Source organism: Pseudoalteromonas pernae, assembly GCF_039831865.1.
GTDB classification, from domain to species: domain Bacteria; phylum Pseudomonadota; class Gammaproteobacteria; order Enterobacterales; family Alteromonadaceae; genus Pseudoalteromonas; species Pseudoalteromonas pernae.
Genome location: NZ_JBDODM010000002.1, coordinates 640524 through 654933, shown reverse-complemented (window position 1 = coordinate 654933; position 14410 = coordinate 640524). Strand labels below are relative to the sequence as shown.

11 protein-coding genes are annotated in these 14410 nt (G+C 48.4%); 4 read left to right on the top strand and 7 right to left on the bottom strand.

All coding sequences use genetic code 11. From position 1 onward, the window contains the following. The first annotated feature begins 6 nt into the window (after nucleotides 1-6). Both V1358_RS07205 and V1358_RS07200 read left to right on the top strand, forming a co-directional pair. Nucleotides 7-1935: a methyl-accepting chemotaxis protein gene (locus V1358_RS07205; protein WP_347393053.1), complete on the top strand. Its 1929-nt coding sequence runs from the start codon at nucleotides 7-9 to the stop codon at nucleotides 1933-1935. Between the two features lie 45 nt (nucleotides 1936-1980). Beyond that, nucleotides 1981-2454, top strand: coding sequence for a peroxiredoxin (locus V1358_RS07200; protein WP_347390443.1), 474 nt, complete (start codon nucleotides 1981-1983; stop codon nucleotides 2452-2454). Between the two features lie 84 nt (nucleotides 2455-2538). Here V1358_RS07200 and V1358_RS07195 read toward each other — a convergent pair whose 3' ends face one another. From V1358_RS07195 to V1358_RS07165, 7 genes are all read right to left on the bottom strand, one after another. Further along, entirely contained in the window at nucleotides 2539-4650 is a 2112-nt protein-coding gene (locus V1358_RS07195) for a S8 family serine peptidase (protein WP_347393052.1), read from the bottom strand. Nucleotides 4651-4953: 303 nt separating this feature from the next. Then, complete coding sequence (locus tag V1358_RS07190) at nucleotides 4954-7281, bottom strand: TonB-dependent receptor (protein ID WP_347393051.1); 2328 nt, start codon at nucleotides 7279-7281, stop codon at nucleotides 4954-4956. 22 nt (nucleotides 7282-7303) lie between these two features. Then, complete coding sequence (locus V1358_RS07185) at nucleotides 7304-8038, bottom strand: TSUP family transporter (RefSeq protein ID WP_347393050.1); 735 nt, start codon at nucleotides 8036-8038, stop codon at nucleotides 7304-7306. Then, nucleotides 8035-8838: an SDR family NAD(P)-dependent oxidoreductase gene (locus V1358_RS07180; RefSeq protein WP_347393049.1), complete on the bottom strand. Its 804-nt coding sequence runs from the start codon at nucleotides 8836-8838 to the stop codon at nucleotides 8035-8037. Before V1358_RS07180 ends, V1358_RS07185 begins: the two co-directional genes overlap by 4 nt. Beyond that, the gene (locus V1358_RS07175; RefSeq protein ID WP_347393048.1) at nucleotides 8835-9770 is read right to left on the bottom strand and encodes an SDR family oxidoreductase; all 936 of its coding nucleotides are present in this window, start codon (nucleotides 9768-9770) and stop codon (nucleotides 8835-8837) included. The genes V1358_RS07180 and V1358_RS07175 overlap by 4 nt, the downstream gene beginning before the upstream one ends. Further along, a complete protein-coding gene (locus tag V1358_RS07170; protein WP_347393047.1) occupies nucleotides 9760-10677 on the bottom strand; it encodes a bile acid:sodium symporter family protein in 918 nt (305 codons plus the stop codon). The genes V1358_RS07175 and V1358_RS07170 overlap by 11 nt, the downstream gene beginning before the upstream one ends. After that, nucleotides 10678-11973, bottom strand: coding sequence for a flavin-containing monooxygenase (locus V1358_RS07165; protein WP_347393046.1), 1296 nt, complete (start codon nucleotides 11971-11973; stop codon nucleotides 10678-10680). A 150-nt stretch (nucleotides 11974-12123) separates the two neighbouring features. On the opposite strand from V1358_RS07165, the gene V1358_RS07160 reads away from it, so the two are divergent. Together V1358_RS07160 and V1358_RS07155 are read left to right on the top strand one after the other, a co-directional pair. Beyond that, nucleotides 12124-13101: an AraC family transcriptional regulator gene (locus V1358_RS07160; protein WP_347393045.1), complete on the top strand. Its 978-nt coding sequence runs from the start codon at nucleotides 12124-12126 to the stop codon at nucleotides 13099-13101. Nucleotides 13102-13170: 69 nt separating this feature from the next. Next, nucleotides 13171-14355: a BaiN/RdsA family NAD(P)/FAD-dependent oxidoreductase gene (locus V1358_RS07155; protein WP_347393044.1), complete on the top strand. Its 1185-nt coding sequence runs from the start codon at nucleotides 13171-13173 to the stop codon at nucleotides 14353-14355. The last annotated feature ends 55 nt before the right edge of the window (nucleotides 14356-14410 follow it).

The following is a 14410-nucleotide window of genomic DNA, read 5'->3' as shown; positions in this document are numbered from 1 at the left end:
ATGATTATGCGCGTCTCTACCTTTACGCGATTGCTGGCCTTACTTCTTTCCCTTGCCAGTGTGATGTTGGTTGTGACACTTTGGTGGGCTTACAGCACCTTAGTGAACTTAGAACAGCAAACCACGCAATACGGCCAACTCAAAGACGACGTTATCATTCACCTCTTTGCAGATATTGAAGACTATCTCAGCGCGGGTGACGCTCAATATCTACTTAACGCGCAACAACGTATCGAAACCATTCAACAGCAAACGCTTAATGGACTTTCTGAGCCATTACAAAAACAACTGACGCCGATGTTTGCGCAGTTACTTAAAGGCATTCAGGGAGATTACCGTGCCCTAGGCAAGCTTTCAGGAAATGACACAGCGTTACTTGATAACGCATTATGGCAAATGGCTGGGTCGGCAACATCATTACTGAGTTATGCGCGTAAAGCAGACGAAGATAAACGTGAGTTGGCGGATCAATACGTCACTCTCGCAGGGGATTATTATCAAAGTGTGTTAACGCTGACTCTGGCGACACAGGCATTAAACCAGCAGTACAGCAAAGAAAAAGAAGAATCGGTTAATCAAGCGCTTGCTCAGTTAAACGCTTTAGCTGCACAAATAGAGAGGCTTGATAACTTAGGCGTGATGGCTGAAGTTGATGAGGATGAATTGTTTTTTGGCGCCGAGCCTGAAGATTTGGCTGATGAGATCAAGGCTGAAATACGCACTTGGCCCAAGCGTTTCCCACGCGATTTACAAGGCACCATTGAGCAAGGGCAAACTCGTCAACAGGGGATGGAACAATTACGTGCAGAATTGGCACAAATTGTTGATGTAGTGATAGCTGCTGAGCAACGGCTAGTGGACGAACAGAACGCAGTAAAAGCACGCGTGCTGATGTCGTTTGGCACTGCGATAGGTGGCTTATTGCTGTTGGCAATTGCCGTGTATGTACTGCAACGCTCACAAGTATTAAACCCGCTTCGCCAGTTGCGTGATGGCTTTGCTGCCTTAATTGAAAGTAACGAGCTTAAGCCCATTAGCAGTAAGAGCGACAAAACCGAAGTGGGTGAAATCGCTGCGTACTTCAATCAGCTGTTGCAGAGCCTGCAAGAGCAAGATCAGGCACGCCAACAAATGCTCAAAGTGATCAATGAATTTATGAGCGATATGAGCAATAACCTCGAAAACATCAGTCAAGGTGCAGAGCAAAGCGCAGCCTTAGCTGGGCACAGTCGCACCTTGTTGGTGGAAGTACAGCAGTTAGGTGATGATGTTAACGCTGTTAATGCACAAGTGGCTCAAAATGCGCAGCTCACGCTCGGCACCATGCAACAAAGTGTGAATTACGCCGAGAATATGCTGCAAGCCTCGTCCACAACTGAGCAACGTATTGATGAAGGCATGCAAAGTCTCAAACAGTTACTTGCCGGTGTGGAGGATGTCTCCAAAGTGTTAGATGTGATCAACACCATTGCTGAACAAACCAATTTACTGGCGCTCAACGCAGCCATTGAATCAGCCCGTGCCGGTGAGCATGGTCGGGGCTTTGCTGTGGTTGCCGATGAAGTACGTAAACTGGCGCAACAAACACAGCAATCGCTTAGCGATATTCACGCGCAACTGAATGAACTCAGTGGTCACTCTCAGCGGGTATCCGACAACATCAATGGCTTAGCTGCACAGGCGCAATCGCAAACCGACAACGCCCAAGAGCTAAAACGTAATGCTGAATCTGTGTCTCAAAGTGCTGCACAAGCGAGTGATGTGGCGGAGCAAGCGACCGATTACGCCGCGCGACAACAACAGATGCTCGAACAGTTTGAATCGTCGATGTTGGATATGCAGGCACAAATTGAAGGCTCAGATTCTAAGGTCAAAGAAATTAATCACTCATTGCAGCAACAAATGGTGACCATTAGAGAGAGTTTGGGATTTTAACGTGCTAACCTTTTAGCACATTAGCAAATACTCAAGGACATACTTATGATTGCTCAAGGTCAACAACTTCCAAATGCCTCACTGACTCAGTTAACAGAGCAGGGCATGAATACGCTTACCACAGATGAGCTATTCAGCAATAAAAAAGTGGTGTTGTTCGCAGTGCCGGGCGCTTTTACACCAACATGTTCAGCGTCGCATCTACCGGGTTTTATTGCGCACGCAGCGCAATTCAAAGAGCAAGGTGTGGATGCCATTATCTGTGTGTCTGTGAACGATGCATTTGTGATGAAGGCGTGGGGTGATAGCCAAAACGCGGGTGACATCATGATGTTAGGGGATGGTGATGCCAGCTTTACCAAAGCATTAGGTTTAGACAAAGACACTGGCGCTTTTGGTGGTGTGCGCTCACAGCGTTACGCTATGGTGGTAAATAACGGTGTGGTTACTCAATTGTTCGTTGAACAAGACAAACAATTTGAAGTGTCAAAAGCAGAGCACGTACTTGCCAACTTGTAAGCGATAACACCAATAACTGAAAAAAAAAGGCCGCTCTATGAGCGGCCTTTTGCATTAGTAGGAGTATTGATGTTAGCTAAACTTCTACGGGTTGTACTGCGCGTTCAATGTCACGCCTGAGAATGTTTTGTAAGCATTCAGGCTGATGTGCCATGTACCTGCCTGTGGGTTAGTGAAGCTACAGCTTTCAGCGTTGCCGTTTTTATACGGACGGCAATCGAACGTGCTTGTCGTAGGTTGTGCACCGAAGCGTACGAAGAGATCCGCGTCGCCCGTACCACCTGAGATATCAACATTCAACGTGCTCATACCTGCAGGCACTTCTAACGTGTAGTGCTTCCACTGACCAGCAGATGCTGAGATGTCAGAAACTGAACCACCGCCGCCGGTGCCCGTACCACCACCAGTCGTAGTTAGCTCACCAAGTAGTGACGCATTGCTGTAGGCTCTGTAACCACGTAACATCACGTAGTAAGTTCCCGCAGCTGGGCTGTCGAAGCTACATGTTTCATTGTTGCCATTCTCATATGGGCGACAATCATAGCTCGACGTCGTTGGTGCGCTGCCTGCTTTAACGTACATGTCTAGGTCACCGCTACCGCCACTGGTAGTGAAGGTCACGTTTGATGCGCCAGATGGCACAGTCATTGTGTAAGTAGTTTGCGAACCCTCTGCACCGCTTAGACCTGTAACTGCTTGGCCTGGAGTCAATTCGTTACCACCCGTTGGAGGAGGTGTTGTACCACCGCCAGCTAGGGCAACTGCTGCCGCAGCATCAACAATACCTGTACCGCAGTTATTACATGTTGCTGAGAAGCTCTTTGTTGTTTGCTTCAAGATGCTTTCGATTTCATCTGGAGTTGCTGTTGGTTTAGCTTGCTTGATTAGCGCAGCTACACCCGCTACGTGCGGTGCCGCCATCGACGTACCTTGTGAGTAGTGGTAGCTATCGCTTGAAGGTGACGATGAACCTGAGTTGTGCGTAGACAAGATACCTTCAGGATCATTGGCGAAGCTTTGTGCGCCGCCCGGTGCAGCAACGTCAATGTTTGAACCGTAGTTTGAGTAGTAAGCACGACCACCGTTACGACCTACAGATGCCACGTTGATTACGCCGCTACAGTTACCTGGGTTGTAGTTTGCTGAGTTGTCGTTGTCGTTACCCGCAGCAATAACGATTGCAGTGCCGTTAGCACGCGCTTGGTTAATCGCATTTTGTGTCGTAGAGCTACATGAACCGCTGCCACCTAAACTCATGTTGATAACATCAGCAGGGTTTGCATTTGCTGGTACGCCAGATACTGAACCACCCGATGCCCAGATGATCGCATCAGCGATATCAGATGTTAAACCACCACATTTACCAAGTACACGTACCGGTACAACTTTCGCGTCGTAAGCAACGCCAGTTACACCTTCACCATTATTAGCAACAGCTGCTACTGTGCCAGCAACGTGCGTACCGTGCCAGCTTGAGCTTTGTGCTCCATGAGTGTAACCACACTCGTTTGCTGTGATTGCATCACCTGGGTCACGCGCATCGCTATCACGACCGCCACCATCGTTCGCTACGAAGGTGTCAGAGATCATGTCATAACCTTGAATGATGTTGGCATTAAGGTCAGCGTGCGGACGGTAACCTGTATCAAGTACCGCAACTGTTACGCCAGCACCAGTTGCTGAATCCCATGCTGCTGGAGCATTAATGCCCGCCGCTGCTTCGTAGTAGTGCCACTGATCGCTATAACGAGGATCGTTAGGTGTAGCGAACGGCTTTAACATTTGGTCGATTTCGATGTATTCAACTTCACCGCTGGCAACCATGTCCTGCATAAATTGTTGTGCTTCTTGTGCAGATAGTTTTTTGTCGGTGCGGATCACGTGGTGGTTTTGCAGTGCCATTTCGCGAACATATTGGGCACGTGCTTGACCGCGATTCTTAAAGCCGTCTACAAAGTTTTTTGCACGAGCTTTTGCATTGCCAGCTGCCGCTGCGTTAACACCAAATTCAGCTGAGTCTTTGTATTTTATGATGAATCGCGTCGAAGCGGACGATTGACCTTCAAGTTTAGCCTGCATTTGCGCAAGACTTGCTTGCTGTGGTGCAGCCACTTCCTGAATTGAGTTAGCAAATACTGCTGATGAACTTAGCGCCATTGGTATAGCGAGCGCTAAAAGCGTTTTTCTTGTTGTCATATGGACCCCCATTTATTTTTCTAATTTGTACCAGATTGATACAAAATGAGGGTGAATAGTAAATAAATTGTAAATAATGTTAAAAGATTATTTAATTATATTATGGGAACAAAAAGTTATATTCAGCCGTATAAGTGGATAAATATGGTAACTTAAGCCATTAAGAAGAGTTTGGTTTAAGAATTTATGCTTACTTTTAAGCTTAAGGGAATAGCTTATATTTCTTCGTGGGATTCAGCGCAAAGTACGCAGCCGCCAAGTAGCGGACAAAAGAAAACGGGCTCAGTGCCCGTTTTTTCTTCTTTAAAAGCGGTAGCTTGCTTGTATTGCCACACTTCTTCCTGGTTCTACCCAACTAGCGTACATACCAGCAGGTGCGAACGACATATCAGTGCTGTACGTGGTGGTGTATCTGTCAGTTAGGTTTTTGCCGATTAAGGCCAATGACCAGCCATTGTTGTAATCGGCAAGCGCCAAGCGCGCATTGAGTTTGCCGTAACCAGCTTGTTCCGTGAATGGATTTAAGTCGTAGTTGGTGTAATAACTGGATTTAAATACCGCTTCAAGATTAAAGCTCAGCTCCAATGAATTTGTGAGTTCAGTGAGGTAATCGAGATTCACACTTCCCGAAAATTTCGGCGCGTAAGCACCTGATTTGCCCGATAAGTCACAGGTTACGCCATTGCTCTCAAGGTTATCCGGCATGTACATGGTGCTGTTAAAACACTTGGCACCGCTGAAGTTATCCCAGCTGAAATCAAGGTAAGCGATGTTACCGGATAGCTGCCAGTTGTCGCTCATTAACCAACGACCATCAATTTCCACACCTTGGCTGCTCGACTCTGCGCCATTTTCAACATAGAAACCAGCGACACCATCGAAGGTGGAAGTTTGCAGATCTTCAAATTGCATACTGAATAGTGCAAGGTTTAAGTCGGCGCTGCCATCGAGTAACGTGAGCTTGGTGCCTACTTCATAGGCCGTTACTTTTTCTGGCTCAAATTCCCAATCTTTAGCAAGGTTTGCACGAGCGTCATAACCACCTGATTTAGAGCCGGTAGACACACTGGCGTAAACCATACCGTTATCCAGCTTACGGCTGATATTCAATGATGGGTTGAACTCATTTTCACTGCGTGAGCCGCTGATATCATGCTGTTCAAGCCCTAAATTGTTTTTCAGGATAGCCAAATACATCGGCGTGGGCAGCATCGGCGGTAAACCCATTGCTTGCAGGGTCGGCGGTACATTGATAACGTCGAGTTGGTTCACTGGCGTGCCAGAGTTGAGCTCGACCATACTTAACTGGCGGCGAGCGTCTTTGTCTTCTTTTGAATAACGCAAACCCAATGACGCTTGCCACAACGGTGAGAATTGATAATCAACCTTTGCGAATGCCGCTAGCGTGTCACTGTCGCTGGTGAAGGCGCGTGGGCCAATGGCGTTGAGTGGATAGATAATATATTGCTCAGTGAAATCAAGTTCTGAACTTTGATAATACAATCCAGCAATGTAGTTGAATTTGCCTTCTAAATCTGACGAAATACGAAGCTCTTGGCTGAACTGGTTAAACTCTTCCATGCTATCGGCACGGTAAGTGAGAGGTGCTGGGCCGTGGTCGCCATCATTAGCTTGGAGCATGCTGTAATCTTGCCACCCAGTGATACTGGTAAGCACATGACTACCCAAATCCCATTGGGCGTTTAATGTCAGGTAATCAGCACTGAATTCGCCAAACTCGTTTTCACCTAATGCAGCTAAGCCTTTGTTGAGCTTATCATTCACCACATACTGACTCACATCGCCAAATACAGGCGGTAAAGGCGCATTGTAGAGTGTCGGCTCGGCAACGGGCTGGCTCGGTGTAATACCCACATTGTCTTCTTCATCATGTTGATATTTCAATGAAATGGAGAGATCGTCACTAGGCTGCCAGGCTAAGCTAAGGCGCGCAAACACTCCATCGCGACCCACTTCGTCGCGCTGGGCAAGGGTATTGTAATAAGGCCCGTCTTGGTCGATAACCTTAATTGCTGCACGACCTTGCAGGTTGTCAGTTAACGCTGAACTTACTGCACCATCAAGGGTGTAGCCGTTATCGAATTCGTAGGCTGCACTTACATAGCCACTGAGCTCTTCAGTAGGGGCGGCGGTGGTGATATTGAGCGCCCCTGCCGTGGTGTTTTTGCCAAACAAGGTAGATTGCGGGCCACGTAAAACTTCGAAGCGCTCTAAGTCAACAAAGGCACTGCGCATTTGGTAGGCACGACCTCGGTATACGCCATCAACATAGGTGCCCACCGTTTGCTCAAAGCCTTGGTTTGGCCCTGAGCCCAAGCCGCGCATGGTGATGTTGTAACCCTGCCCAGACTGACTGACATTGAAGTTGGCAATACGGGTGGCCAATTCTTCACTGTCATTAATGTTGTTGTTAACCAGATTCTCACCGCTTACAGCAGTTACAGAAATAGGCACTTCTTTAACGCTTTGGCTGCGTTTTTGCGCAGTAACCATGATCACTTCTAGCTCTTTATTTTGTGCGCCTTCGGTTGCTGCAAGAGCATGAGGCGCACTTAATAATGCAGTGCTAAAGGCTAGGGTAATCGCATTGAGTTTTAGTGTGTTCTTCATTGCACGACATCCTACATTGTTATTATTGGTTTATTACTTGGATGAGTGACGCTGCGAGGAGCATGACACCGACCAGCAAAAGGACCCCAAACACCAGTTTGGTGAATTGGTTCGCATTGATTTTGTTATGTAGTGAATTGCCCAACCAAGCACCAAAAATGGCGCAAGGGGCGAGTATCAATAAGGTATTGGCCTGTGCTGTGAGTTTGCCAGTAAACAAAAACCACAGCGTTAGCGATAAATTCAGCGTTAGCCACACGGCCAGTAAAGTGGCGCGGAATTGCGCTTTCTCAAGCTGGCTTTTGGCCAGTGAATAAACAAGTAATGGCCCGCCAGAGGCAAATAATCCGTGGGTAACACCGGCACCCAGAATGACGGTTCTTTGCTGGGTGTTGCCCATGGCAGGGGCATTGAGCGACAGCAGCGAGCGCAGCGCAAACCAACAAATTAGCGCGGCAAAGCCGAGTTTCCCCCAAACTGGAGGAAGATAGGGCGTTAAGAATATCCCGCCCAACGTGCCTATCACCATTAGCGGCAACACTTGGCGTACTAAAAATGACACTTGAATTTGCCTGCGATGTCGCCATGTTAGTGGCACAGTAAGCAGCAAATTTAGCGGTACTAACCAGATCATTAGGGTTGGGATATCCATCACCAGTGCGCCAATGGAAAGCGCTAAAACGATGCTGCCAAAACCCGTCATGGCTTCAATAGAAAAGGCAAACACAATTGCCAGTGCAACAACGAGGAGGCTCATGCTTCCACCTCGAGTTCTGACGCTAATCGTTTACGCATAAGGTGCAAAAACACGCGGGGGGAGAGGCGGTAAAGTAGTGCTGAAAAGGCACTAAAGAAGTCGCCAAATAGTCGCTGCTTGTTACTGTTTATGGCGTTCACTATATTTGTCGCCATCCACTGCGATGAACGCACTTTACCGACAACCGAACGTTTGTGGCGGGTTTTACCGCCATCACCTGCTAGCGCATTGTTCTCGATGGGGGTGTCCAAAAAGCTCGGGTACACCATCAAAACAGATACGTTTAAATCACGCATCTCAGCCCTAAAGGTTTCAAAATACTGATGCAATGCTGATTTGGAGGCACAATATCCGGCACGCCCCAACACTGGCATCCATCCCGCCATAGAACTGATATTAACCACTTTACCCGCACTGTGGGTGAGCAAACTAAGTAGGCCCTGTGTTAGGCGCACGGGGGCGAAGTAGTTTATCTGCATAACCCGCTCGATGACTTCAGAAGTGGTGATACGGGCTAATGAGCGATGAGTAATACCGGCGTTGTTGATCAGTAAATCCACACGCGGTGTCATGCTTTTGATAAGCGCAATAGTGCGAGTCAAACCGGCGTTGTCGGTGAGGTCACATTGCACATAGTGCGCATCTTCTAGTTCTTGAACGGCACTTTGTAACCCTGATTCATTCACATCCAATAAAATTAACTGGTGCGAGGACGACAAGCTGCGCGCTAGGTCTAATCCTAACCCTGAAGCTGCGCCAGTGATCACTGCCACTGGGCGTGTTGCTGTTAACCTAATCATCCGCGCATCTCCTCGTTATGGCTCAGGTAATACTCAAAGACTTCGCGGGAGCTCTTCTTTGGGGTGTAACCAAATTCGTGTTTGAGCGCATGGTTATCCAGCACTGGGCGATAGCGTAAAAACTTCAGTTGGTCAGCGCTGTAGCGCGACAAACCAAGGCGATAGCCAATCCACAAAGCACTTTGCAGTAGCCAAGCTGGCAAGGTGAGTGTTGGTTTATTCAGCAGTTCAGCAATTTGCGTTACCGTGAGCGCGCCATCACCGGCGAGGTTATAAATACCACTGCGGTGTTCGAGAACGCCTTTGACGACGATATCGACGACGTCCTCATCCCAGATAAATACAAATGGCGAGTCGCTGCCTTTAATACTCAGGATGCTTTTTTTGCGAAACAAATGTGTGATTTGATTAGCCGTTGTAACACCCAGTACTGTGCCTGGGCGCAAGATGAGTTGATGTAGTTCAGGGTGACGCTCTCGGTATCCTTGCAGCAATTCTTCCACAAGACGTTTGTGACGGCTGTAGGCAAACGAATCATTACCACGCAGTGGGTGCGTCTCCTTTAACCAACTGGGATTGTCTTTGTGATAGCCATACGCAGCGCCACTGCTTGTTACAGTGATATGGGTGACGTCTGAGCCCACGCATGCTTGCAGCAAGTTTTGTGTGCCGCCTACATCAATATCATAGTCGCGCTCATGATCGTCAGAGGCTTGCATCACACTGGCCAGATGAATCACATGGGTGATTTTATGCGTGCGTATTAGCTGCGCCAATTTTGGGTCGCGAATATCCATTTGTTGATAGTGATAATGCGGCCCACCGTGTGGGCGAATATCAATACCAAACACAGTGTGTTCTGGTGCTAATCGTTCAGTTAAACGCTGCCCTAAGTAGCCTTCGCTGCCAGTGATTAAAATATTAAGACTCATACACTGACGCTCCACTTCGGCACTGAGGCTCTGGCACCTGAGCCTTATCTTTGAGATGCCAAGTAAGGCACAGTCCCAAGCCTGAGATCAGATGCCAAATTCCCCATGCAGCGGCAATCACGGCCATACCGGTTAAGTCACTGAAAAAGGTAAAAATAATGCCAAGGCCGAGGCCTGAATTTTGCAGCCCAACTTCCAGAGTAATGGCTCTTACATCAGCTTTTGGTAATTGCATTAAGCGGGCAGATAACCAGCCTATTGTGAGAGCAAGCGCATTGTGTGCCACAACAGCTAAGATAAAAATGCTGGCTCCGAGCTTAAATTGCTCCCAGTTTTTAGTCAGAGCGATAGCCACAAAAGCGAACAAAGTGACGAGCGATACAATGCGGAAAAAGGGTTCAACCTTGCGCGCCAACTCAGGGAATGTGCGCCCTGCAAGTAACCCTAAAATCAGGGGTAAACCTAACACTAGGGCAACAATGGCAAAAATACTGCTGCTGGGCACTTGAATCACTTGCAGTAATTCTCGTGTTTCAGGGTTTAACGAGCTATAGAGCATGAAATTAAACGGGGTAAGGAAGGCTGCCATTAAGCTGGCAACGCCCGTCATACTCACCGACATCGCGGTATTACCACGCGCCAAGTAGGTAACAATATTGGAGAAACTGCCACCGGGGCAGCAACTCACTAGTATCAGGCCTAATGCCACATCCGCTGGTAGCGGGATAATAATGGTGAGCACGCACGTAAGCGCAGGCAGTAATATAAACTGCGCGCCCAAACCCACCAAAGGGCCTTTCGGGCGGCGCAACACCGATTTAAAATCCTCGGCTTTGAGGCTCAGCGCAATACCGAACATCATCAACGCAAGAATTGTATTAAGCACGAGCAAGCTAGCGTTAGACATTTAGGCTCCCGGCGCGAGTTCACGCATCTCGCCCTTAATTGCCGCTAAATAATCAGCCTTGTGAACGTAATAGGCCATACGTTCTAACTGCAAATAATTAATGCCACCGTCAATGCGCACACCCGCTTTGGCTTTTACCTTATTGTGGAATTTTGCCGCCGCTTTGGGATTGTCGATTTGCATGCGGATCACTTTAGCGACTAAGGCCGCTTGGTCATCACGGCCTTGCCAGCCAAGGCCCGCCGCTTCCACCATGCCCATGACAAACAAGTTTTCATGTAATGGGTTGAATACATTGAGATAAAGCTGCGGCGCACCGTCATGCCAGTTAAGGTGTTCATTGGCGATAAACGGGTAATGCAACTTGTATCCCGTTGCCTCCAAAATAAGGTCGTACTGGGCACAGGTGCCGTCATTGAACTGCACCTGACTGCCATTTAGCTGCTCTACGCTTGGGCGCACGGTAATGTCGCCGTGGCCTATATGATGTAAAAACATGGAATTTACTACGGGGTGTGATTCGTACATCTTGTAATCAGGGTCGGGCAGACCAAAAGCACTCGGTTTGCCGGAAATCAACCTGACCAATGTGCCATCAACAAGCTGCTTCAGTTTGTTAGGCAGGCGTACTTTACCACCTAAGGTATCGGTTGGGCGACCTGCAACAAACTTTGGTAAGAAGTAATACCCACGTCGTACCACCATATCCACTGATTTAGCGCGGTGCACGGCATCTACGGCGATGTCGCAGCCACTGTTTCCACAGCCAATGATCAACACTCGTTTGTCGGCAAAAATGTCGGCACTGCGGTAGTCACAACTGTGTATGTGCTCACCGTTAAATTCGCCCTTAAAGTGTGGGCGATTTGGATGATGCAGCGTACCGTTGGCGAGCAATACTCCGCTGGCAAGCAAATCATGACGCTCGCCATTTTGGTTATAAACCACCAACCACTGGCCACCTTGTGGAGTGATGGACTCCACCGTGCTATTGAAGCGGTAGTCTTCATACAAGTTAAAGTGCTCGGCATAGTCTCTAAAGTACTGGCGCATTTGGTCATGGCGCGGATAGGTTGCCACGTCATCACGCATGGGGAAGTCGGCAAACTCAGTCATGCGCTTGGATGAAATAAGATGCGCTGAGTCATACATGGTGCTGGTGGCACTGTCGATATCCCAAAGGCCGCCCACATTGCTGTGCGCTTCTAGGCCAACAACGGGGATAGCCTGTTCTTTTAAGCGTCGTAACGTACACAAACCCATTGGGCCTGCGCCAATGACTACATAAGGATGCATAACCAGTAACTCCTACATAATGGTCGAACCAGGTTAACGCTTTTTTTACAAAGGAAAATAGCACTCTTGGGACAAAAACTGGTTAATACGGGACATATGATTTAGGATAACGGTTCTCCTCTCACAAATTATGCTCAAATGGGAACACGCATGAATCGCAGTGTGATGCCGAGTTTTAGTAAAACCATCATGCACTACCTCGACCAACTCGGGGTGGAGGTGGATAAAGCGTTGCAAGCGCAAATCAGCCAATACGGCAATGATCAACGCTTGCCTATGGCCTTACAAGACTCGCTGTGGCAAGCACTCGAAGCCCATGGTGATGCAGAGCTGGGTCTTAATATTGGTCTAGCGTTTAATCCGCAGAGTTTTGACACTCTTGGCTTTTTATTACTCAGCAGCCCCTCTATCGGTGCTGCAGTTGATAGTTTGATTGGTTATTCTCCGCTAATTGGCGAGGGCGGCACCTTTAGTAAAAGTCACTCATCGCAGGGCTGGCACTTAAGTTACAAGCCCGACTTCTGTTGTGCCGCAGCCTTGCGGATGGAGGCGATTTTATCTTGTGTCACCACGGGCGCAGGTTGGGTAGCAGGGCAAAATATTCAACCACTTGAAGTGGGCTTTGCACACGCCGCGATGGCGGATGAACAAGCCTATCGTCGCGTATTTGGTGGGGCCAAATTGGTATTTAATGCCAATCATTATTACCTGCTTTACAGTGATGAAGACTGGCATTGCAAGCAGCGGGAAGTGAGTCCAGCCTTGTTGGCACAAATGCAAGAATTGGCAAAGCAACAGCTGGCACAGCTCAAACCGCAGAGTGTAGTTGAACAAGTGAATTACTTATTGGCGCGCCAGCCGTGGTTATCACGCGCTCAGGTCGCAGGCAGTTTAGCCATGAGCGAGCGCCACCTAAGCCGCAAATTGGCCGATGCCGACAGCACTTTTAAAGCGCTTTCCGAGCAAGTCAAAAAGCGCCGTGCATTAGAACTAATTAGCGCCCAAAACAGCTCCCAAAGCAGTATTGCCGACATGCTAGGCTATGCCGACGAAAACGCCTTTGCCAAAGCCTTTAAGCGCTGGACAGGTATGGGCTTTAGGGAATACAAGCAGCAATCGCCGCCCTAATTGCATTGTAAATATCTTTGCGCGCCTGAGCTTGGTAGAATAGCGCTGGTTTTGCGAAGGGGTTTTACAGTGATTAAAAAAGATGTGGTGATTATTGGCGCTGGCGCCGCAGGTTTAATGTGTGCAGCACAAGCTGGGTATCGTGGCCGCGATGTCGTGGTTGTTGATATGGGCAAAAAGCCTGGTCGTAAAATCCTCATCAGTGGTGGCGGGCGTTGTAATTTCACTAATGAAAACGCCAGCCCTGAAAATTATCTGTGCACCAATCCGCATTTTGTAAAATCATGCTTAAGCCGTTACACCCAACGCGACTTTATCGACTTGGTTGACCGCCACGGCTTGCAATACCACCACAAAACCCTGGGCCAATTGTTCTGTGATAACAGCGCTCAGGATATCGTCGATATCCTTATGACCGAATGTGAATGGGCAGGCGTGAGCGTGCAATTGCGCAGCGAAGTCATCAGCGTTGAAAAAACTGAGCAAGGCTATATTGTCACCACAGGCACACACACTTACGAATGTGAGTCGCTGGTAGTGGCATCCGGTGGTCTCACCATGCCAAAACTCGGTGCGACACCCATAGGTTACAAAATTGCTGAGCAATTCGGCTTAAAGGTGTTGCCAACCATGGCTGCCTTGGTGCCCTTTACTTTGCACCAACACGACAAAGACCGTTTCGATGGCCTCTCAGGTATCAGTGTTGATTGCTTAGTTTCAAGCGAATGCGGCACCCAATTTCGTGAGAATATTTTGTTTACTCACCGCGGCTTATCTGGCCCTGCTATTTTGCAAATAAGCTCATTTTGGCGAGCAGGGCAGGCAGTGAGTATTAACTTACTCCCCACGCTAAATATCACAGAGTGGTTAGAGCAACAACGTCAGCAAAGCGCGCAAAAGTCATTGAAAAATGCCTTGGCCACTATTTTGCCTAAACGCTTTGTGGAAATGTTGCACGACACCAAAGCCATCCCGGATGCCAACATTAATCAGCTCACGCACGGCCAAATCGCCGCGCTACACGACTATTTGCACAACTGGCAAATCAAACCAAACGGCACCGAAGGTTATCGCACTGCAGAGGTGACATTGGGTGGGGTCGATACCGACGAGCTGAGTTCAAAAACCTTCGAAGCGAAAAAAGCACCAGGCCTATACTTTATTGGTGAAGTAACTGACGTCACCGGCTGGCTCGGCGGGTATAACTTCCAATACGCATGGAGCTGCGGCTTCGCGTGCGGGCAGTACTGTTAACCCAACACACAAAAAAGGCTTAACCCTTGCGAGTTAAGCCTCTTCAAAAAAACGT